21 protein-coding genes, 1 pseudogene and 1 riboswitch are annotated in these 20281 nt (G+C 48.6%); of the genes and pseudogenes, 14 read left to right on the top strand and 8 right to left on the bottom strand.

Annotation, left to right across the window (positions count from 1 at the left end):
- Positions 1 to 305: 305 nt before the first annotated feature.
- The 6 genes from K331_RS0107620 to K331_RS0107595 all read left to right on the top strand — a co-directional run bounded on the left by K331_RS0107620 (position 306) and on the right by K331_RS0107595 (position 5770).
- Positions 306 to 701: a Fur family transcriptional regulator gene (locus K331_RS0107620; RefSeq protein ID WP_018884042.1), complete on the top strand. Its 396-nt coding sequence runs from the start codon at positions 306 to 308 to the stop codon at positions 699 to 701.
- A complete protein-coding gene (locus tag K331_RS0107615) occupies positions 677 to 1486 on the top strand; it encodes a response regulator transcription factor (RefSeq protein WP_028589817.1) in 810 nt (269 codons plus the stop codon). Before K331_RS0107620 ends, K331_RS0107615 begins: the two co-directional genes overlap by 25 nt.
- Before the next feature lie 138 nt (positions 1487 to 1624).
- Positions 1625 to 2038, top strand: a complete 414-nt coding sequence (locus tag K331_RS0107610) for a BlaI/MecI/CopY family transcriptional regulator (RefSeq protein WP_018884044.1) — start codon at positions 1625 to 1627, stop codon at positions 2036 to 2038.
- A gap of 2 nt (positions 2039 to 2040) precedes the next feature.
- Positions 2041 to 2901 (top strand): M56 family metallopeptidase, encoded by an 861-nt coding sequence (locus K331_RS0107605; RefSeq protein ID WP_028589816.1) that lies wholly within the window; start codon positions 2041 to 2043, stop codon positions 2899 to 2901.
- A 67-nt stretch (positions 2902 to 2968) separates the two neighbouring features.
- Positions 2969 to 3376, top strand: a complete 408-nt coding sequence (locus tag K331_RS0107600) for a DoxX family protein (RefSeq protein WP_226383550.1) — start codon at positions 2969 to 2971, stop codon at positions 3374 to 3376.
- A gap of 339 nt (positions 3377 to 3715) precedes the next feature.
- On the top strand, positions 3716 to 5770 hold the full coding sequence (locus tag K331_RS0107595; RefSeq protein ID WP_084165385.1) for a methyl-accepting chemotaxis protein: 2055 nt from the start codon (positions 3716 to 3718) through the stop codon (positions 5768 to 5770).
- Positions 5771 to 5789: 19 nt separating this feature from the next.
- Here the strand turns inward: K331_RS0107595 and K331_RS0107590 are convergent, their stop codons facing one another.
- The 8 genes from K331_RS0107590 to K331_RS32615 form a co-directional block, all read right to left on the bottom strand.
- The gene (locus tag K331_RS0107590) at positions 5790 to 6005 is read right to left on the bottom strand and encodes an aspartyl-phosphate phosphatase Spo0E family protein (protein WP_028589813.1); all 216 of its coding nucleotides are present in this window, start codon (positions 6003 to 6005) and stop codon (positions 5790 to 5792) included.
- Positions 6006 to 6246: 241 nt separating this feature from the next.
- Positions 6247 to 7677: a DKNYY domain-containing protein gene (locus K331_RS0107585; RefSeq protein ID WP_028589812.1), complete on the bottom strand. Its 1431-nt coding sequence runs from the start codon at positions 7675 to 7677 to the stop codon at positions 6247 to 6249.
- A gap of 409 nt (positions 7678 to 8086) precedes the next feature.
- Positions 8087 to 8356: a hypothetical protein gene (locus K331_RS0107570; protein ID WP_028589811.1), complete on the bottom strand. Its 270-nt coding sequence runs from the start codon at positions 8354 to 8356 to the stop codon at positions 8087 to 8089.
- Positions 8357 to 8557: 201 nt separating this feature from the next.
- Positions 8558 to 9049 (bottom strand): hypothetical protein, encoded by a 492-nt coding sequence (locus tag K331_RS0107565; RefSeq protein WP_028589810.1) that lies wholly within the window; start codon positions 9047 to 9049, stop codon positions 8558 to 8560.
- A 582-nt stretch (positions 9050 to 9631) separates the two neighbouring features.
- Positions 9632 to 9826: a hypothetical protein gene (locus K331_RS0107560; RefSeq protein WP_028589809.1), complete on the bottom strand. Its 195-nt coding sequence runs from the start codon at positions 9824 to 9826 to the stop codon at positions 9632 to 9634.
- Between the two features lie 167 nt (positions 9827 to 9993).
- Positions 9994 to 10656, bottom strand: a complete 663-nt coding sequence (locus K331_RS0107555; RefSeq protein WP_051289706.1) for a hypothetical protein — start codon at positions 10654 to 10656, stop codon at positions 9994 to 9996.
- A gap of 643 nt (positions 10657 to 11299) precedes the next feature.
- Complete coding sequence (locus K331_RS32620) at positions 11300 to 11746, bottom strand: hypothetical protein (protein ID WP_226383549.1); 447 nt, start codon at positions 11744 to 11746, stop codon at positions 11300 to 11302.
- A gap of 264 nt (positions 11747 to 12010) precedes the next feature.
- Positions 12011 to 12658 carry a helix-turn-helix domain-containing protein gene (locus K331_RS32615; RefSeq protein WP_226383548.1) on the bottom strand — a complete coding sequence of 216 codons (648 nt, stop codon included), beginning with the start codon at positions 12656 to 12658 and terminating at the stop codon, positions 12011 to 12013.
- A gap of 327 nt (positions 12659 to 12985) precedes the next feature.
- Here K331_RS32615 and K331_RS0107545 point away from each other — a divergent pair, with 327 nt between their 5' ends.
- From K331_RS0107545 to cobJ, 8 genes and pseudogenes are all read left to right on the top strand, one after another.
- The gene (locus tag K331_RS0107545) at positions 12986 to 13804 is read left to right on the top strand and encodes a uroporphyrinogen-III synthase (protein ID WP_028589807.1); all 819 of its coding nucleotides are present in this window, start codon (positions 12986 to 12988) and stop codon (positions 13802 to 13804) included.
- A gap of 5 nt (positions 13805 to 13809) precedes the next feature.
- On the top strand, positions 13810 to 14403 hold the full coding sequence (locus K331_RS0107540) for an LOG family protein (protein ID WP_028589806.1): 594 nt from the start codon (positions 13810 to 13812) through the stop codon (positions 14401 to 14403).
- Complete coding sequence (locus K331_RS0107535; RefSeq protein WP_028589805.1) at positions 14400 to 14594, top strand: hypothetical protein; 195 nt, start codon at positions 14400 to 14402, stop codon at positions 14592 to 14594. The genes K331_RS0107540 and K331_RS0107535 overlap by 4 nt, the downstream gene beginning before the upstream one ends.
- A gap of 124 nt (positions 14595 to 14718) precedes the next feature.
- Positions 14719 to 14909: riboswitch (cobalamin riboswitch) on the top strand.
- A 400-nt stretch (positions 14910 to 15309) separates the two neighbouring features.
- Positions 15310 to 16059 (top strand): energy-coupling factor ABC transporter permease, encoded by a 750-nt coding sequence (locus K331_RS0107530; RefSeq protein WP_036634383.1) that lies wholly within the window; start codon positions 15310 to 15312, stop codon positions 16057 to 16059.
- Positions 16059 to 16322, top strand: a pseudogene (locus tag K331_RS29090) (energy-coupling factor ABC transporter substrate-binding protein); the annotation flags it as partial. The gene K331_RS0107530 and the pseudogene K331_RS29090, both read left to right, overlap by 1 nt.
- Positions 16323 to 16440: 118 nt before the next feature.
- Positions 16441 to 17229 (top strand): cobalt ECF transporter T component CbiQ, encoded by a 789-nt coding sequence (cbiQ, locus tag K331_RS0107520; RefSeq protein ID WP_028589803.1) that lies wholly within the window; start codon positions 16441 to 16443, stop codon positions 17227 to 17229.
- A gap of 138 nt (positions 17230 to 17367) precedes the next feature.
- Positions 17368 to 18264 (top strand): energy-coupling factor ABC transporter ATP-binding protein, encoded by an 897-nt coding sequence (locus K331_RS0107515; protein WP_028589802.1) that lies wholly within the window; start codon positions 17368 to 17370, stop codon positions 18262 to 18264.
- The gene (gene cobJ / locus K331_RS0107510; RefSeq protein WP_028589801.1) at positions 18261 to 20240 is read left to right on the top strand and encodes a precorrin-3B C(17)-methyltransferase; all 1980 of its coding nucleotides are present in this window, start codon (positions 18261 to 18263) and stop codon (positions 20238 to 20240) included. Before K331_RS0107515 ends, cobJ begins: the two co-directional genes overlap by 4 nt.
- The last annotated feature ends 41 nt before the right edge of the window (positions 20241 to 20281 follow it).

Raw genomic sequence — 20281 nt, 5'->3', positions numbered from 1 at the left:
CAGTGATTTGTGCTGTGAATATTTGTGCTGTGAATAGGGGTAAGGTAAAGAATATCTAAATAAAATGGAACCGAGATGATGCCTGCTGGCTTCATCTTTTTTTTATAGCTTCCGTGTTGAACGGGGGAGTCCAGCAGCTTCATATTCACATTTTATCTGGGCAGAACTAGCCTGTGTAAGATGTACCAATGCTCATTATCTTGACGATCCATGGATTTAGATTTATACTAGGTCTAAATTGTTATTTATACTCATTACAAATTAAGATAAAATACAAATCGTTGATATAGAAGGAGTGATTCTTTATGAAATCCTTGAATCTCACCATTCAAAGACAGGCTGTATATGATGTTGTACGTGAATCACACGATCACCCAACAGCCGCGGATGTGATGGAGCGCTTGAATGAACGGGGATATAATCTGGCTTACGGTACCGTCTACAATTCACTTCGTTATCTGAGTGACAAGGAGCTCATTCGGGAGCTGAAGCTTGGGGATACAGCAAGTCGCTATGACGGATTGATGGATGATCATCAGCATGTCATTTGCCAGGTATGTGGTCGTGTGGATGAGGTCATGAGCAGAGTGCCCGATGCATGGATGAAGCAGGTTGCTGTCGAGACAGGCTACGATGTAGCTCACGCCCATGTCGTATTCGGAGGAGTGTGCCCTGAATGCCAGAGCAAGCGAATCAGGTAACATCAGAAATTTCCATGAATCAAGTGAATAACGTGCACCAAGCGAATTCCGGAAATCAAGTCAATGATGTGAATCTCTATGAGCCGTTGTATTGCCCTGTGACGAGTCGGATTACTTTGATAAGCCCGGTGCCTGCCCATGTCCAGACCTGGATCAGCATGCTCTCGGCCTCCTGCTATGATGTGATGGTATTCCACCGCTGGGAGCCGCAAGTCCAGGGACAGCTGACGACGGATCTGCTGGTACTCGACTGCACCTCACTGCATGGCATTGGCGAGCTGAAGAGCTGGTACGACCAGACTCGTCCTGAGCTGGAAGGGCTACAGCGTATGTTGCTGGTTACTCCAACGGTGCTGGAGGAGGCTGGGTCACTACTGCCCGAGGAAGAGCTGCTCGCTTGGCCAGCCTCGGCGAATGTGACGATCAGTCGGGTAGAGGAGCTAATCAGTCGCCTGCCAGCTACCGCTGGGCAGCAAGCAACCAGCCGCAGAACCGTGTTCAAGGACATCTGGATTGATCAAGACAGGATGACTGTCCAGCTAAGCGAGCAGAGCATCAGCCTGACCAAGACGGAATATGACCTATTGCTTATGCTCATTGAGGCGCAGGGTCGCGTCATTTCCAGAGAACAGATGATGAAGGAGATCTGGGATACGGATTTTGCGGGCGGAAGTAATGTGGTAGATGTCCATGTGAAGAGTCTGCGCAAGAAGCTGGGAGACAGTGCCTCGGCTCCGAAATATATTGCTACGATTAGAGGAGCAGGCTACCGTCTGGCGGACTAACTAGCTGGGAATAACTAATTTAGATTGACCCGAGCTCTTAACATCCTCAGTTCAATCTATATATATCATAAATTGACGAAATCAGGAATTTGACTTTCGATTAATAATCACTACAATGAGTAGTGTGAGGTGTGCATGATGAAGAGACTCAACTTCAAGGGCGGAGAGACAGGCTTGAATCGTTTTTTTGGACCATTGGAATCCAAGATCATGGATCAGCTGTGGAATCAGCCAAGACAGAGCATCAAGGAAGTTCAGACGGCACTTGAGCATGATAAGGACATCAGCTTCAATACGGTTATGACGGTCATGAATCGCCTGGTGACCAAAGGAATTCTGAGCAAGCAGCTACGTGGGCGGACCTCGCTCTATGAGCCTGTTCTGACGCGAGAGGAATTCATGGAGGCCCAGTCCAAGGAGCTAAGTCATGATCTTCTGGAGCAATTCGGACCGCTGGCTGTCAATCACATGATTGATGCGCTGGAGGAGGCCGACCCTGAGTTGATTGAGAGGCTTGAACAAAAAATCAAACAATGGAAAAAGGATAGGTGACCATGTGGAAAAGCCGTTCCCGATTGCTTTTTGCTGCCGGAGCGGGCTTGTCCGGCCTGATGCTGGTGCAAATGTTCATGTATGCTGGCCATACGTTATTGAACTGGGATTTGAACTTTAATGTATTTCAAATCTGCAGACAGTTGTTGGAATCCCTGCATATTGGTTATCTTGTAGATGGCTTGAATCTGCTGGTCCTGCTGACGTTTATAGTGTCCTTGATCATGACCATCCGTCAGATTGCTGCTGAACGAGCCGCTCTTCGACATCTGGATAGCCTGGAGCATAGCGTATGGACGAAGCAACTGAATGCGACCTATACCACTGCGGGATTAGGGCGAATTCAGGTCATTGAGTACGATCGTCCTGCGGCCTTTACATTGGGATTGCTGCAGCCCCGGATTATAGTGTCAACAGAGCTGCTGTCCATGCTGGACGAGGAGGAACAGGCCGCTGTCATCTATCATGAGGCCCATCATATGCGACATTATGATCCGCTGAAGACCTGGACGCTTCAGCTCAGCGCTGTGCTATTGTTCTATATTCCCGTCCTGCGTCACATTCTTGAGCACTATAAGACAGCACGTGAGATTCTTGCAGACAATGAAGCGATCCATCGCACAGGGAGCCCTGCTGGACTGGGCAGTGCACTACTGAAGCTACTGAAGAAGCCTTCGGCAGAAGTCACGCCGGTCACAGGAGCAGTACATTCCTTCTTTGCGGGCACTTCTATTAATTACAGAATCCTGCGGATTCTTCATCCTGATCAGGATCTGCCGCCACGAATGCCACGCAAGCCCGTGATGATATCGGTACAAGTATTATCGGTATTAACTTTGCTATTCGCGTTCGCTGTGATCTAGCATCACAGCAACGTTTATTTTTACAAACAACACTACACATTGTAGTGTAATAAAAAAAGGAGGAAATATGATGAATCAAAAGACGCTTCATATTGGATTGTTATTGGTGAGGTTGATGACAGGTGTAATCTTCCTGGTGCATGGTATGCAGAAATTTCAGGGACTGGAAGGGACAGCCGGTTTTTTCGCCAGCATAGGCATTCCGGGGCCACTGGCCCCTGTCGTTGCAGCAATAGAACTGCTGGGTGGTATTGCCCTGATTCTCGGCCTGGGTACTCGCTTTGCCGGTGCGGCCTTGACCGTGATCATGTTAGGTGTCCTGCTGACAGCGAAGATGGGACAGCCTTATATGTCTCTGGAATTTGATCTGATCGTATTGTTCGCTTCTCTTCAGCAGGCGCTCGTAGGTAGTGGCCAATATGGACTGGATGCCGTTCTGTTCCGCAAAAAATCAGCCCCAGCGATCAGTGCGTAAACGAGCCTGAGAAATCTGGTAGTCTCCACGTCGGATGTGACAACGAATCCCGTGGGCATTCCGATACGTAGTGAATAGTTGGAACCTAGCATAATCCTATCTGAAAATCAAGTACTATGAAGCGGCCGAACTGTCTCGGCCGCTTTTTGTCATGTCGTCACATGCTGATCAGGATGACAGTAATTCTTGTAACAATATAATTAAGTTACTCATATTTATGTGCCAATAATTACTAAAATAAAGAAGCAATTTTTAAATTTATTTAATTAAACATCAGGTTCTCTACTGCCGATAATTAACACTGCTAGTCATATAAAGAGGCTAAAAGGGAGAGGTAGAATGAGACGAGGATTGAAGTTCAAATCTGATCAAGAGACAAGGGTGGTAAACAACCAAGCAGCAGAGATGCAGGGTCGCACCCCCGAGGTCCGTAAGCGCAAATTTGTACTGACGCTGCGTCTCCGACTGTATGTGGCCTTTCTATTGGTCCTGTTAATTCCAAGTGTATTTATCGGATGGATGACCTACTCTACATCACGTGACACAGTGGCTAACCAGATTAGAGAGGATGCGGCAGAGGCGGTCTCCACTGCTAACATGATGATTGAATCCAGTGTCTCGTCTAAGTGGCATAATGTCGGCTACCTGTCGGAGCAGTTCGATGGCTCCATGATTGATGGCAACCATAGCCCACTGATTGAACCACGGCTGGTAGAATATGTGCAGCTACATCCTGATGTGATAGATACTTTTATAGGGACTCCTGAGGGTCTGATGATTCGCGGAGTACCCAAGGAAGATGAGAATGGATTTGATCCACGTACTCGAGAGTGGTACAAGCTGGCTATGGAGCAACCAGGGAAGACTGTAATTGCTCCAGTGAATATTAATTCATCGGGAATCCCGGTCGTTGTCATGGCGAAGACACTTCCTGACGGTTCAGGTGTTCTGGGTATGTCCTTGAATCTGGAGCGTGTCCAGGAGCAGGCCTTGATTAAAGTCGGCAAGCAAGGGTATATTCTTATCCTGGATGGTACCCAAAAGGTGGTGGTCCATCCTACCATTGAATCTGGGGAAACGGTAGATGCTGACTATTTGTTGAAAATGTATGATGCACCAGGCGGGTATTATGCCTATTCGAATGAAGGACAAAACATGAGCCTTGATTATGTAACGAACGAGACGACAGGCTGGAAAATTGCAGGTACCATGTCCAGCTCAGAGATTGATGACACGGTTGCAGGAATACGTAATACGACACTGATTGTAATCTTGGTGTCACTGGTCGTGGTTGTTGCGATGATTACAATTATCGTGCGTGCGATTCTGGTGCCGATTCGTAGACTACAAGTCTCTGCCGAGCGGATTAGCCAGGGTGACCTGGGTGGGAAGATCGAGACGGGGCCTGCTGATGAAATCGGTATGCTGGCACGTTACTTCCAGCAGATGGTGGAGAATCTGCGCACCATGATTCAAGGAGTAGGTGAGACGACGAATCGCGTCAATGCTGCCGCAGAAGAGTTAGCCGCAGGGGCTGAGCAGACGACACAGTCGATCGAGCATGTAACGGTGGCCATTCAAGAGCTGGCTGAAGGAAGCGAGCGTCAGATTGAGCGCATGGGTAACAGCTCGGATCGAATGAATGAGGTATCCAGCAATGTAGGTAGCGTCACCGGGCAGATCAGAGATATGTCTGACCGACTGCGTAGCACGTCTGCATCCGCCCAAGAGGGTAGTGGTTCTGTATTGCAAGCCGTGGAGCTGATGCATGGGATGCAGCATACCGTGAATGATCTGGGGCAGGTCATCGAATCACTTACGCTACGGTCTGCCGAGATCGGGGGCATCGTAGAGGATATCTCAGGCATTGCCAAGCAGACGAACCTGCTGTCCTTGAACGCTTCGATTGAGGCATCGCGGGCAGGTGAGCACGGCAAAGGCTTTGCGGTCGTCGCGAATGAGGTGCGCAAGCTGGCGGAGGACTCGGCTGGATCGGCTGCCCGAATTGGCAGACGAATTGCGGCTATTCAATCCGATATGGACAAGGCCCAGCGTGCTATGCGTGATACGCAGGAGCGTATGACTGAGGGAGTAAGTGCAGTGCAGAACTCCGGGGAGTCTTTCAATCTCATTCAGGCGGATATCATAGCGGCGTCCACGAGTGCCGAGGTGATTCGTGAGGCTGCTCAGGAGATGGAGAAGAGTACATCCGAGGTGGTTCAGTCCATACGCGAGATTCTGAATCTGTCCTCGGAGTCTTCTGCGAATACACAGTCGATATCCGCAGCCGCGGAAGAGCAGCTTGCGTCTATGGAGGAAGTGTCCTCTGCAGCTACAGACCTGAGCAGCATGGCAGAAGAGCTTCAAGGGATGGTAGGCCGCTTCCGCGTCTAGAGCAGTATAATATAAAAAGTTAGATTGACTCGCTCAAGCCGATTGTATGGACAATCGGCTTTTTGCGTGTGCCATGTAACCGGAGTTCCTGATTGTATTGGTTCAGCCATAAGTCCAGTTGCTCGGAGTGCTCAAGGACCTCGGGATGGAGCAGATTATCCCGTTCCTCAGCAATCTTATGTAGCTCTGCTCGGGCCAGCTCAATTCGTTGCTGTAGATAGTTTAGATTAGCCATGCTTCTCATCCACCTCCTATTGTCATATTTTAGGTGTTATTGCCAGATTATAGATTGTAATTTGTATTGCAGAAGATGGAGGACTGGCAAAGGAGTTGAGCAGGAGCTTTTCCTACGTTCGAGGATAGGGAACCCTAGCAAATTATACAGATGATAGGGAGCTTGAGCGAAGCATACAAAAGAAAGGAGGCCACTCAGGCGAACGAGTGACCTCCAATTATGATAAGCAGGCTGTTCGGCGTTATAGCCCCGTTTTCTTCGTCTTTTTGATATCTCCATTCTTGATTGCATAGTAATGGGTCTGGTCCTCTGCTCCGCCCATGTCGTCGTGGACTTGAAAGGTGGAGGCGTCAGCAGACTTTTGCACGCTGCCTGTTACAAAGCTGAAGACAGTTTGCATATCCTTTCCCCAGAACCGATTCAGCATCACAAAGCTATTGCCGTCCACTCCCTTGACGGTACGTTTGCCGTTAGCATTATAGAGATGGGTCTGGTCCTTTGCCCAGCTTTGTGGCTCATCGTTGAACAGAAACTGAAAGCTGGCCCTATCTATGGCTTTGGCGAGTGTACCCCATAAATAGACGTTATTCACGTCTTGCGCCCAGCTTCCTGTAGGAGACAACAATTCAAAGCTGGCGGGATCTGCACCTTTCATAGGAACCAGCACCTGATCAGGATGCCCGAAGGGCAAGCTTGTCCGCACGAAGTCGGCATGGTACACATGATGCGTGTCCTTGGATAGGCCGTGGTGACTCGCGGTTGGGTAGGATACAAAGCTAGGGGAATCCGCATCTGCCACCAGATAACCGTTATAGTACACATGGTTCTTATCCCGTCCGCACATATCGTCCAGCGGAACAAAGGAGATGGGATCGGCTCCTTCGATGATACGCCAGCGGAAATAGACATGCTGCTGATCTCGCGCGAATTGTTCGTTGAGAGGCTCGAAGGATGCAGGGTCCGCTGCACGCACCAAATTGCGCGTCGTCCGCGTTATGTCGCCGCGCCAGTCGCTTGAATCCACGACATAGAAGATAGCTCTTCCCGTCGTATGCCAATTCCATTGCAGAGGCTGCAGCCCGGCTTCATTATACTCATAATCGGCATGCCACCAGCCACGAACATGCGGGTAATTGTCCAACAGCCAATCCTTTATTTCATCTTTGCTTTCGTTGGCGTAGGTAAGCGAATTGAAGTAATGGAAGAGATGATCCCGATCGGTCACGTATTGTTGATAGGCAATAGCGGTGGAGGCATCCACCTCGTTCATGGTGAAGAAGTGATTGCTTCCTTTGACATACAGTCTATGCTTGTCTCGTGCAAAGTAGGGAGAGTGAGGCAATAGCTCGAAGCTGGCGGGGTCCGCTCCGGGGATGGGCTTGTCCTCCAAAAACACGTTCTGGTCATCCAGACCGTAATCATCGTCCAGAACCGTGAAGGTACCTTGGTCTTGTGTCTTGCTAATGCGAGAGGCTTTGTTGCTGCGCCCGTTGTACCACCAGATTCCGCTGCCATCACGCAAATACCCGAAGGGAATCCAGCCACGTGTGAATAGGTGAATCACCTCGAAGTGATCTGCCGAAATACCGCCTTTGACTGCAACGTGCTCTCCATTCTCTGTATCTGTGCGGACAACCTGATGATTGTGAATCGACAAGATATTTTCTACCACGCGATTACGCTCCGATCCGAGTTTTTACCCAATAGTAACCAGCCTGTCAGCGATTGAAACAGGAGCTGCCGCGCCTGAATCCAGACCAGGAGTATACTGAATAATTCCACATATAGCTATAAAGGTACTTATTATGTACGCGAATATCATAATAATCCCCCTCAATAATCCCCCTCAGTCTACATAGTGGGGTCAACAATTCGCCCCGGATTATACCATTGTCCAGTTATTAGTACGGGGACTAAATTGATGATTATGCCTATCACAAGGCTTGCGCATAATTTTTTACTCATTAAATATTCCTCCATTTTTATTATGTATCTTGGTATGAGAAGTGACAATTTAATGTTAGGTGAAATGTATAAAGTTAAAACGCTCATTGGGGAAATCCTCCAGAGCGTTTAAGCAACTAATTATTTTTTTTTCTGAGATGCTTGGATAATGAAGCTGCCACAATTATAAATACCACTATGGCAAAATAATGATATGAATCGGAGCTACCTCCATTGATAAAAGCTTTGATGACTGCATAGACTGCCACTAATCCAATGAGGCCAACAACGAACTGAGCATTTCTTCGTGTGGGCTGTTTTGAACGCTTAGATATGAATAAGACAGCTACAACGCCCAACAGAGCATAAAACACAAAAAAAGAAATAACATAAAAAATCGGGTCCATTGTCATCTACCCCTTATTATCATATAGACAATACAAATGATTAATGGTAACCCCCAGCCATAACAACCTGAATGTCAGCTAATCAAGCCTAAGCTACTGTCATCTGAGGCGGTTGTATTTTTTTTTTGAAAAAATGTCTGTTTACTACCCAGTGGTCTTTATTGGGGCCTAGCTTATGCACACGCTCTTTATAATCCCCTATTATTCTAGGCCATCCCAAACAGAAACACTAACTGCAACTGCCGAACCATCATTAGTGTCGAATTTTAATATCCAAGTTCCGGCCTGTTGACTATCAAACCAATGTTCAGTGGTAAGAGACTTGCCTGCTCTAACTGGCATATCTACCCAGTTATTTCCTCTTGGGGATACCAAACGATAATTCACATCTACTTTTTTATTATTGCTAACATGGACCCGAACTTTTTCTCTGCTGCTCCCAGCTTTAAACTGAAAATTTCCCGTACCTTGGCCTGAAGAAAAATTGTAGGTGGTATTTAAGAGTACAGAGTGCAGGACAATTTCACCTGGATCATATAATCCATTAACGATTTTCATTTTTGGAACTTCTTTAACAATACTAGCTTGATTAGTAGTATTACTGACGCTGGAACTATTATTACTTGCAAAAATAGGGGCAGCAGCACAAATAAGAGCAGTAGATAAGATAGTGGAGACAATCCTTTTATTCAAGATGGCTCACCTCCTTAATATTTACAAAAATACGCTAAGATTACTCTATATTTAGATTTTAAATGGTAATATACTTGCAGTTTGCTGTTGTTGATGACTGCTCCTGATAATATTTAGGTAAATTTGTTAAATTATGTTCCTTAGGGGGAGTATTATTTTGAATGTGTAATAACGTGATATATAACGAGCAGGCCAATAATTTCTGCCAAAATTATACGGATAACTTCAGCAGAAATTATTGTGGGATCAACAATTCGCCCCGGATTATACTGTTGTCTCGGCTATGCTACGATGTGTGTAGCTCATGGTGGAGTCTTCTTGTGGAAAGTGGTGTAGGAACCTTTCATTCTACACGAATCCAGCCAGGGGCCCTTTGTCTTTTTATTTCCGGCAGGAGTCACACTTCATATTACAATCCGTCATGTACAAATGTACGATAAGATTACTCTAAAGGTGTTTTTACTTAGTAAGTGGGGACTACACACCGTTGACTGTTGTTGAGATACTGACCCTGATCTTAGAAAGCTCTATAAGTAAAGTAATTGAGATGATTTGGTGAACTATGTTCCGTTGAAGGGAGCATTATTTGGAACGTGTAATACCGTGGTATATGACAAGTAGACCGATGATCCAAGCAATTGTTCTGCCTAAAAACTCAGCAGCTATAATAGTAGTGTTAACAATCTTGCCTGGGTTGTACCAATCTCCTGTTAAGAACACGGGTACTAAAATGATGATTATCCCTATCACAAGGCTTGCCCATAATTTTTTATTCAATAATATCCCTCCTATCTATTTACAAATTTTAGAATACCATAAAAACAATAATTGTAAACATCTGGAATGAGTGGATTCGAAATATCTATTAATTCAAGTAAACGAGAAACGAGCCTTGCAGATTCAAAAGGCTCGTTTCGCTAATGTTTACTTTTAAGCCATTCTTTTTAGTATAAGAAATCCCCTTCCTCGTAATGGTATCTGAAATGATTAGCTTCATTAGTAATAGTGAAATTCATCTCTCCAAAACCTTTTAATCCAACTGCACCGCCACCGGAGACTGTTGTTGTTCCATAATTGAAGAAATCACCGTTTACAATCCAGTGTATTTTATTGGCATGCTCCAGATTAGTGTAAAGTGTGCCGCTAAATTGCTTGGTAGTACCATTGTGCTCTCTGAGAAGTTGATAAGTGAGAATTTGTACAATCCCTCTAAAACTTCCGCCACCTTCGGTAGTTTGACAATAAAACTTCAATTGAGGCTTGTAATATGAGCTTACATCAAGATATTTACTGAATGTCCTGTACGTTGTGGCAGCTAACTGAGCATCACTTTTGGAGGAGTTTCCACTACTTTCTTTGAGTAAAGTTATAGCTTCATTCATTGAAATATCCATATCGTCGGATATTTCCTTAACAATTTCATCGAAAGTTTTTACTTCACTAACTGTAACGCCATCAGATATATTTCCTGGTTCCAAAGAAATGCTACTTTCTGTGGATATCTGGGGCGTAATTACATGTGAGCCGGACTCATTTGCCGAGACGGGTATGGAGGCAGTAGTGGCTAATAATGCAGCAGTTAGAATCGTGTAGGCAGTTTTTTTCATAAAAATCGCTCTCCTTTAGAAAATCATTGGATTAAGGAACCAAGCTTTCTTTATGTATTATCTAGGAAGTGTTTTTATGAGTACTGTTGTAATATCTAGTTGATACAGTTTTGTTTTTTTACATTAATCACCTCCATATTCTATATATTAGCTTTTATTGCCAAATTTTTGTTGGTGAAATGTATTGCAGTAAATTGAGATTATTAGCGGGAACTGTTAGAACACATTTGCGGAAGTATGAATGGGGATGTTTTAAGAAGTAGTCGTATGAGTAGTATTTTTAAATTTTAGTGAATAGTAATTTTCTGATTTTTTTCAGAGAATTTGCTAATCACTGGGAATAAAATTAGCCCTCTGTTCAATTATGAGAGGGATAATATCTTAATGGGATGACAAATACATCCCCAGGATGATCTTGTAGTTGGAAAACAGATCACCCTGAGGATGTAGAGTAGTTTTATTACGCTGAGACTTGTGTTCTTTTGAATACATATAATTTAAAAATAGAATTAACCACCGAGACCATGTCCGTTAATTGAGACCGTAAGAGCTAAGGGGGGCGTAGACTCTGTAGGAAGTCCAGTAATAGGTAAGGTGACCATAGTTACTAGTGTAAATACTATAAAAAGCTTGTGAATTTTTCTCACTCTACTTGCACCTCGCTTGTTAGAATATTGAATTCATTCTTTTCCAAGGGTGTAGCCTTTACTCTATGCTTCTCAAACAAGACTAAGCACTTAATAATGTTTTTTTCACTATTAATTTTAAGAGAATAATGTAGTGCTTTCAGGATATATTGTATTCCCGATTTTCTATTATTAGATAAGTGGTATTTTGCTAATTCATTCAACAAGAAAGCATACTGCTCGCCTATAATCTGCTGGTCGTACTCGGCAATTTTGTTTTTATTGCGTCTTATTGATACATAGGAAGAGAAACGCTCTAGAATCGGGTCAATATTGTAGTTGTAGCGGTTAGCGACTACTACAATATTGAAAATTGCCGTAAAGATCTCATCTTCCCGAGATGAAATATATGTTAGGTAATCTGGCAAAATGTCAAAATGACCGGACATGAGGCGGTATAGCATTGTGTTTGCAACTCCCCATTCCTGAAATTGCTCTATCGTTCGTCTGGATTCTTCGGTATTCTCTCTCAACCAATCCGGGCTGGAGTACAACTGGACATAGCGAAGAGCTTCCTCGTAATCCCCCTTCTCTTCATATACGGCTGAGCGAAGAAGTAAGGCGTACAGCGGATAAGAACATAATGGTCTTTCTGGGCTTTTTTCTATTGTATTCGAACGCTTTTCTCCTATGCGTAACCTATATTCACTTATTCCAATCTTGTAAAGTTATTGAGCTAATTCATCGACCGTATTCCACCGTCGTAGGGCACAATAGGTATACGCTAACTTAAGAAGTGCATCCAACTGATCTGACTCGTCGAGATAATTGACATAACCTTCAAATCGAATGGCAGCTCTAAGGTTGGCGTCCAGATCCTGACCAAGCGAAATAATAAACATACGGTAGTGACACAGAGCCAGCCGCTCAGAGTGCTGCATTTTCTCGCTCTCCGCCACGCACTGGTAGAGCACCATTGCTGCGGCCTTGTTATCCTCTCCGAACCACTGTTCAGCCAGATCGAATAGCATAGGAGTGTATGAGAGATTATCCATAATCTCGTTCGTCACCTTGGTAATACAGTCGAGCTTCCCGAGCTCCGCGCAGCGGCCCAGAAACGGGCGCAGCCTTCGCCAATCTGGAGTAGCACCAGCAATGAATTCATCTATGTATAGTTCGTAGAAATGTCCTTCTGGCAAAGCCATACCCGATGTAATTCCATCCAGATGCTGCATGGAGATCGGTCGGGTTCCATTCAATATACTGCTAATTGTTCCTGAATTGATGCCAGAGCGCTGTGAGAACTGACTAATGGAAAGTGTATTTGATTTTATATAATGCTCCAACTGATCGCGTATGGTTACTTTCGATTTCACTACTGTATCCTCCCTTGTATCATGTGAAGATAACCTAATGATTTTACTCACTTTAAAAAAGTAAATGTATTCCATCTATCGCATTGATTATACATCGTTTTCCAAAATGTGGTCAATTCTGGCGTATTGCATAATATTGAGTAACGAACACGGTTATCGACTGCTAAAGAACATTTCATCGCGGTATTCCGCTTTGTCTGTTCGAATTGTATACTTGTACCAGATTAGAATAATTATTGCGAGCTAGAGCCCTGAAACGATGATGAAAGCGGAATGATCTGAACAGAAGCAAGATAAGATGAATTGAAGGATTGGGAGGTTGGCACGGTGGCACAACGTATGGCAGGAAAAATCGTAGCCCTGGCGGGTCCGCGCAAATCAGCAGAAATGGCAACATTGGTAGAGAAAATGGGAGGTACCGCCTGGCTGCTTCCAGCACAGGGAACGGTGTTTCTGGATGATGCGGAGCTGCGCAAATCCTTGGAGCAATGGCTTGCGGCTCCACCGGAATGGGTGATTCTGACGACAGGTATGGGACTCGACGCCATCTTCAGTGTGGCTGAAGAGATAGGCGTCTCGGAGCGCCTCTTGGCGGTATTGCAGGACTCCAATATTGCCGCTCGCGGCTACAAGACCGTGAACGCGCTGAAGAAGAAAGGTCTTACCCCTATTGTACGGGACGACGACGGCAGTACAACCGGACTGATTCGTTCCTTTGGCGAGACACAGCTTCAGCTTCAGGGACAACGTGCTATCCTCCAGCTTCATGGCGAGTCTGCTCCAGAGCTGCTCGCATGGCTGACAGAGGAAGGAGCGGAGGTCACGCAAGTCCTTCCTTACAAGCATATTCCGCCGCAGGAGGAGCATCTGGAGAAGCTGCTGCATAGTATCGTTACTCGCGAGTTGGATGCAGTCACGTTCACCAGTCGTCCGCAGATTCATTTCCTCGCAGCATATGCCCGTGAGAAGGGGCAGTTCGATGAGATGCTGGAGGCTTTTCGTGACAAAGTGGTAGCCGTAGCCATAGGCAAGGTGACAGCACAGGCGATGAGAGAGGAAGGCGTTGAGCCACGGGTTGTACCTGAGGAAGAACGGATGGGCAGCATGATGGTGGAGCTGGGACGTTATTTTGCGGACAGGAGCTGATATTATTGCAATCCATTTGTGTATTTGCAGGGTCGAATGACGGACGATCTGCGGCTTACCGGGAGCAGGCTGTTGCGCTGGGCACAGCACTCGCGAAGCAAGGAATTCGCCTTGTCTACGGCGGCTCCAGCTACGGATTAATGGGAGCTGTAGCAGATGCAGTATTGGAGCACGGCGGACAGGTGACGGGAATTATGCCTACAGGGCTATTTCGCGGTGAGATTGTACATACCGGCTTGACGGAGCTGGTCGAGGTAGCAGACATGCATGAGCGCAAGGCCACCATGAACCGACTGGCGGATGGCTTCATTGCCTTGCCCGGTGGTCTTGGAACCTTCGAGGAGCTGTTCGAGGTGCTATGCTGGGCCCAGATTGGTATCCATACGAAGCCGATTGGACTGCTGAACGTGAACGGCTACTATGATCCTCTGGTAGAGCTGATTCGCCATAGCGTACGGGAAGGCTTCGCCGGGGAGACGCATCAGAATCTGATTCGGGCCGCGGAGCAGGCTGAGGAATTAATCGGACAATTGCAGGCCTACACGCCGCACACGCTCGGGACCAAATGGAACATCAAGGCACCAGAAGGAGAAGCATGAACAGAGAGCTAGGCAAGACCTTTCAAGCCTTTGTACTAGAGGGACGGATACCGTTCCCCTTTGAGACACCCTTGGAGGATGTCCAGCAAGCGATGGGCACCTCTACTACATATACTATTGATCAGAAATATGGCACATGCTCGTGGCTGGAAGGGCAACGGCGCTTAAGAAGGAGTTCAGACGTGTCCTGAGCCAAGCCAATCTCGCCTGACTGAAGCAAGCCTATGCGGGACTGTTTTTGTCTTGCGCTGGTGACGGGGCGAGGGTATCATAGAGAGCATAATCATATAGAGTGTATTCATATACAGCATAATCATATACAGCCACAGACTGGGTGCCTTTGCTTCACACAAAGGGTAACAGGGAATCGGGTGCAAATCCCGAGCGGTCCCGCCACTGTAAAGGGGAGGTCTACTTCATCACGTCACTCGAGTACTACTACACGGGGAAGACGAAGCAGACCAACGAGCCTTAGCCAGGAGACCTACCCAGTCTATTTCACCGTAGTCCTTCGCGGAGAGGAGCAAGGTGTACCGAATCAATTGAGGAGTGACCGGCTAAAGCTCACACAGGCTTGCTGAATCCATCGTGTTCAGGTTGACGGCAGACTATGCGGCGCAGCCTGGGACAGGTGTGCCTTGCAAGTAGTGAAGGGGTGGCTGTGCTTCTCGTTGTTATTTGAGTACATATTTGAGACCCGATCCGAACAGGATCAGGGTCTTTTTTAATGGATTCTTCCGCCTGTGAGAGGGAGCGCCTGACGACATACAACCAGACTAAGCACATATAGTGAGCATTTTGCATACAACCATCGAGCGACTATCATCCACAGTACGATTATGCAAACTGCCGATAGCAGGTATTTCATTGAATGGAGGAAAGAGTGTGTCCACACGACGTCGATCGATGGCTTTTGCTGTTCTGGTGCTTGGCTTTACCTTGTATTTCCTACTGGCCTCTCCACAGGAAGTGTACGCGATGCATATTATGGAGGGCTTCCTGCCACTCGGGTGGGCTGTGTTCTGGTGGCTATTATTTATTCCGTTCTTTGCTCTTGGTGTGCGTAGGCTCATCCGCATTACGCGTGAGCATCCCGAGCTGAAGCTGATGATGGGGCTGGCCGGGGCATTTACCTTTGTATTGTCAGCCTTGAAGCTTCCATCTGTCACGGGCAGTAGCTCTCATCCGACAGGGACAGGGCTTGGGGCGATTATACTGGGACCGCTACCGATGAGTGTAATTGGCTCGATCGTTCTGCTCTTTCAGGCTGTCCTGCTGGCACATGGGGGACTCACAACGCTGGGGGCCAATGCCTTCTCCATGGCGGTAGCTGGACCGTTTGCAGGCTATGCCGTGTACAAGCTCCTGATGAAGGGAAAGAGCAGGGAGAACATCGCTGTATTTTCAGCGGCGGCAGTAGCGGATATGACTACATATCTTGTTACTTCCTTGCAGCTCGCACTAGCCTTCCCTTCCGCTCAAGGTGGGGTACTGGCATCCCTTGCGAAGTTCGGCGGCGTATTCGCCATTACCCAGATTCCGCTTGCAATAACCGAGGGCTTGTTGACTGTGCTGCTATGGAACTGGTTGAAGTCCTACAGTCCTCATGAGCTATCCATCCTGAGCCGTCATGAGAGAGGAGCGCGCCAAATATGATGAGTAGAGGTCAAGTGGTCTGGATCTTGGTGGCGGTCATTTTACTGGCGGCTCTGCCACTATTGCTGGTGCAGGGGAATTTTGGCGGAGCGGATGGGGCGGCAGAGGCTGTCATTCAGGACATTCGTCCGGAGTATGAGCCTTGGTTCCAGCCGCTGCTGGAGCCTCCCGGCGAGACGGAAAGTATGCTGTTCGCGCTTCAAGCCGCACTGGGTGCAGGGCTAATCGGCTACGTACTCGGTCTCATGCGAGGGCGTAGAGAGCAGCGGGCCAATAATCTATCTAATCCATCTAGTGTATCTAGCGCCTCCGATGCCTCGCTATCGACTGAGACTAGAGATGAACAACCGAATAGCAGCGTGATGCATTCCTCCCAGTCTCATGCTAAGAACCATTGATTCGGTCTCGTATGGCAGTCGCTTTCGCAAGTATTCGCCCGTATGGAAATGCGGCTTCGCTGTAGCGCTGCTCCTGCTAGCCTACGTGACGCATCCGTGGGTACAGGCTATCTTATGGGGCTGGCTGGTCGTCTGGACGGTCGGATATGCGGCGGTGCCGTGGAAGCTCTATGCCGTCCTGAGCGGGAGTGTATTCCTATTCTATCTCGTGAGCCTGCCTCCGTTGCTGCTGGAGCTGGGCTCGCCTGAAGATCACGGGATAATCCTCCTGGCGAGGGGCACATGGTCTATCTACATGACACCAGAGCATATTCAGCGGGCGTTGCAGCTAGGAGTTCGAATAGGAGCCTGCACTGCCTGCCTGATGTTCCTGATCCTGACTACCCCATTCGCCGAACTGCTCGGCGTAATGGCACGAATGAAGCTGCCGGCCATTGTTACAGAGCTGATGCTCATTATGTACCGCTTTTTATTTTTTCTGTCCGACACGGCCTCAGGCCTCATGCGTTCACGGCGACTGCGTGGGGGAAAAGGTGGGGCCCGTGCCATGATCAGGGATGCCTCTGCGATGGCGGGACAATTGTTCATGAAGACGATGGGACGATACAGAGGACTGGAGCAAGGACTGGCTGTGCGGGGATATGACGGCACGCTGCTGCTATACCTGCCTGCCACGTACCCTATGCCGCTCAGGTATCGTATGGAGGGTTGGGCAGGCGTGGTTATTCTTGCTGTGCTGGAGCTATGGTACACATTGGGCCTGGTGCCTTAGCAGTGGTCGACGGGGCTCCCCACTTGCAGTGACCTACACTCACGGACGATCCAGTCAAAGGTGCAACCTGATCCAGTCCGTGAATCAAGTTCGTGAATCCGGTCCGTGGATCAAGTCATGATTATAGGTGGTCTTAGCATGAAATTCATATTGGAATGGAACGGGGTCTCCTATCTCTATCCGTACACCCGGCTTCCGGCATTATCGGACCTGTCGGTAGTGATTCCGCAAGGAAGCCGAACTGCCATCATCGGGCACAATGGCTCTGGCAAGTCTACTATGCTTCTGCACGCGGTGGGCTTGGTACAGCCCTCTGAAGGTAGCGTGGAATTAGCTGGAGCGAGGCTTGGCTACAGCAGGAAGCAGCTTGCAGCACTGCGACAACGGATCGGGCTGGTGCTTCAGGACCCCGAGCAGCAGATTATTATGAACACGCCGCTGGCGGATATCGCCTTCGGATTGCGCAACCTGGGGCTGGATGAGGTGGAGATTGGTGATCGAACCAGACAGGTGCTTGAGCTGCTAAGGCTGCAAGAGCTTGCTGAGGTACCTGTCCATCATCTGAGCCTGGGGCAGAAGAAGCGAACGGCACTTGCCGGAATCCTAGCTGTAAGGCCAGAAGTGCTGCTGCTGGATGAGCCTACGTCCTATCTGGACCCCCATTCCGAGCAAATGATGCTGCAGGGACTAGCTGAGGTACATGCTGCGGGGACCACGGTAGTCATGGCTACCCATGATATGGATCTGGCGTATAGCTGGGCGGATTGGGTGATTGTGCTAGAGAAGGGCACCTGTCGTATGCAGGGGCGCCCGGAGGATGTGCTGGCACAGCAGGAGATGCTTGAAGGGGCAGGACTTGCGCTGCCATTGCTCATCGAGCTATGGCTCGGGCTTCCGCCGGAACTCCGGAGAGGACGGCCTGCACCTCGGAGCAAGGAGCACATGAAGAAGCTGTTGCGGGAATGCTTAACGGCTCAACAAGAGTCGAGGTTGACAATACATGATGGAGATTCATCGAATGGGGGAGACGAATGAGTACACTTGGCAAGCTGCTGGTGATTGGTTTTGGGCCTGGGGATATGGAGCATATCACCAAGCGGGCACTGGATGCTCTCGCGGAGAGTGAGGTCATCATTGGCTATAACACCTATGTGGATCTGATCCGGCCGCTGTTGACGGCTGAACAGGAGATTGTGCGTACAGGGATGACGGAAGAGGTGAGTCGTGCCCAGGAAGCGGTGAGACAGGCCGAGAATGGGAAAAAGGTAGCGGTCATCTCCAGTGGAGACGCCGGCGTCTATGGGATGGCCGGACTGATCTACGAGGTGCTGATTGAGAAAGGCTGGACAAGAGCAGAAGGCGTCGAAGTCGAGGTCGTGCCGGGTATTTCGGCTATTCAGTCCTGTGCTTCATTGCTGGGGGCTCCGGTCATGCATGATGCCTGCACTATTAGTCTTAGTGATCACTTGACGCCATGGGAGACTATCATTCGCAGAGTTGAAGCGGCTGCTTCGGCGGATTTTGTAATTGCACTATATAATCCGCGCAGTGGACGGCGGACCCGGCAGATCATGGAGACGCAGGCGATGCTGCTCCGTTACCGTGATCCGAAGACACCAGTGGGACTGGTCAAGAGTGCATATCGCGATCGCCAGCAGGTCATTGTCACGACACTTGAGGATATGCTCAATCATGATATCGGCATGCTGACGACGGTCATCATCGGCAATTCCTCCACGATGGAGTATGATGGCCTGATCGTGACACCGCGCGGCTATCAGCGCAAATATACGCTGGATGCCGAGGTACAGCCATTGCGGCCGCATGAGCGTCTGCGGACGGAGGCTGAGCCATGGTCCCTTAGTGCAACGGAGTCCAGTAGCACAGAGCCAGAGAGCTCGGCGGGAGCGCAGGATGTGGAGACCCCTGTATCCAGCTCTGGTGTAGCTGGTGCGGCAGCTGTGAATCCAGCAGCATCAGCTACGCCGATGAGCCAGCAGACAGGTGGATGGACTGGTGAACAGACTGGTGATAATGCACAGCCAGCTCTCTCCTCACTCGCGCTGGCCGAAGATGCGCTACGCAGACTTGCTGCCGGATCTACTGGCACAGAGAGCGAGGAGGCTGCCTTTCAGCAATTGTGGGGCCAACCTACGAATAGTGGAGCTGTAGCGGGAAGCTTCGAAGCTCATACGGGCTCGACTGTAGCAGGCTTAGCAACGGCAACAGCAGGGTCCGCAACTACAGCAGCTGCAACAGCAACCGGAGGCGTGGCAGTATTGGCATCCTCGCCAGCTCCGGCAACGGCTCCTACAGCAGCCACTGCGGGTGGAGCAACGCGTAGCTCAGCTATGACAGCACGTGCTCCTATCTTCGAGGTAGGCGTGGCACCAGGTGTCGGCAACAAGAAGTTCAATGCCAGACAGATGGCCCTGTTGGCAGAACTAGCCGGGGAAGAGGGAGAGCTGGAGTACACGACGGACCATCAGATCATTCTGCGTGTGCCGTGTGCCGAGCCTGAGCAGCTGGTAGCCAGCCTCCGTGCAGCCAGTCTCATTGTGTCTCCGATCGGGGACGTCTTCAAGGTGAAGGCCTGTGACTTCTGTGATATGGAGAAGAATGATGCCGTGCCGACCGCTGAGCGCTTGCAGGCGGTAATAGGTGGTCTGAAGGCCCCCAAGACAACGAGTGTCGCTGTGAATGGCTGTGCCATGGCATGCTACGGTGCCGTATTGGAGGATATTGGGGTAGTGTACCGCAAAGGAGGCTATGATCTGTTTCTGGGGGGTAAGAAATTCGGCCGGAATGCTCACCCTGCGCAGTCTGTCGCAGAGGGCCTGACCGAAGAGCAGATTGCCGCAGTCGTGGAGCAGGTTGTCGCGGAATACAAGGAGAAGGGCCATCCGAACGAGCGATTCCATAAATTTTTCAAACGTGTAGGCGTTGTGGCCGGGTTCCGTCATGAGGATGCACCCGCTACCGTTGAAGTGAACGTCGTATGTGGCGATTAAGAGCTATAAAGGATCAATGTAAGCAAAAAAACTACTAAGAG

Origin of the sequence: Paenibacillus massiliensis subsp. panacisoli DSM 21345 (genome assembly GCF_000426545.1) — a bacterium.
Lineage (GTDB): Bacteria > Bacillota > Bacilli > Paenibacillales > Paenibacillaceae > Paenibacillus > Paenibacillus panacisoli.
The sequence above is the reverse complement of the archived record's forward strand: the minus strand, read 5'-3'. Positions and strand labels throughout refer to the sequence as shown.

Bases quoted from the DNA above. Each gene is read 5' to 3' on its own strand.
- K331_RS0107620 (WP_018884042.1), top strand. From the start codon at position 306: ATGAAATCCTTGAATCTCACCATTCAAAGACAGGCTGTATATGATGTT.
- K331_RS0107615 (WP_028589817.1), top strand. From the start codon at position 677: ATGCCAGAGCAAGCGAATCAGGTAACATCAGAAATTTCCATGAATCAA.
- K331_RS0107610 (WP_018884044.1), top strand. From the start codon at position 1,625: ATGAAGAGACTCAACTTCAAGGGCGGAGAGACAGGCTTGAATCGTTTT.
- K331_RS0107605 (WP_028589816.1), top strand. From the start codon at position 2,041: ATGTGGAAAAGCCGTTCCCGATTGCTTTTTGCTGCCGGAGCGGGCTTG.
- K331_RS0107600 (WP_226383550.1), top strand. From the start codon at position 2,969: ATGATGAATCAAAAGACGCTTCATATTGGATTGTTATTGGTGAGGTTG.
- K331_RS0107595 (WP_084165385.1), top strand. From the start codon at position 3,716: ATGAGACGAGGATTGAAGTTCAAATCTGATCAAGAGACAAGGGTGGTA.
- K331_RS0107590 (WP_028589813.1), bottom strand. From the start codon at position 6,005: ATGGCTAATCTAAACTATCTACAGCAACGAATTGAGCTGGCCCGAGCA.
- K331_RS0107570 (WP_028589811.1), bottom strand. From the start codon at position 8,356: ATGGACCCGATTTTTTATGTTATTTCTTTTTTTGTGTTTTATGCTCTG.
- K331_RS0107555 (WP_051289706.1), bottom strand. From the start codon at position 10,656: ATGAAAAAAACTGCCTACACGATTCTAACTGCTGCATTATTAGCCACT.
- K331_RS32620 (WP_226383549.1), bottom strand. From the start codon at position 11,746: ATGCTATACCGCCTCATGTCCGGTCATTTTGACATTTTGCCAGATTAC.
- K331_RS0107535 (WP_028589805.1), top strand. From the start codon at position 14,400: ATGAACAGAGAGCTAGGCAAGACCTTTCAAGCCTTTGTACTAGAGGGA.
- K331_RS0107530 (WP_036634383.1), top strand. From the start codon at position 15,310: ATGGCTTTTGCTGTTCTGGTGCTTGGCTTTACCTTGTATTTCCTACTG.
- cbiQ (WP_028589803.1), top strand. From the start codon at position 16,441: ATGCTAAGAACCATTGATTCGGTCTCGTATGGCAGTCGCTTTCGCAAG.
- K331_RS0107515 (WP_028589802.1), top strand. From the start codon at position 17,368: ATGAAATTCATATTGGAATGGAACGGGGTCTCCTATCTCTATCCGTAC.
- cobJ (WP_028589801.1), top strand. From the start codon at position 18,261: ATGAGTACACTTGGCAAGCTGCTGGTGATTGGTTTTGGGCCTGGGGAT.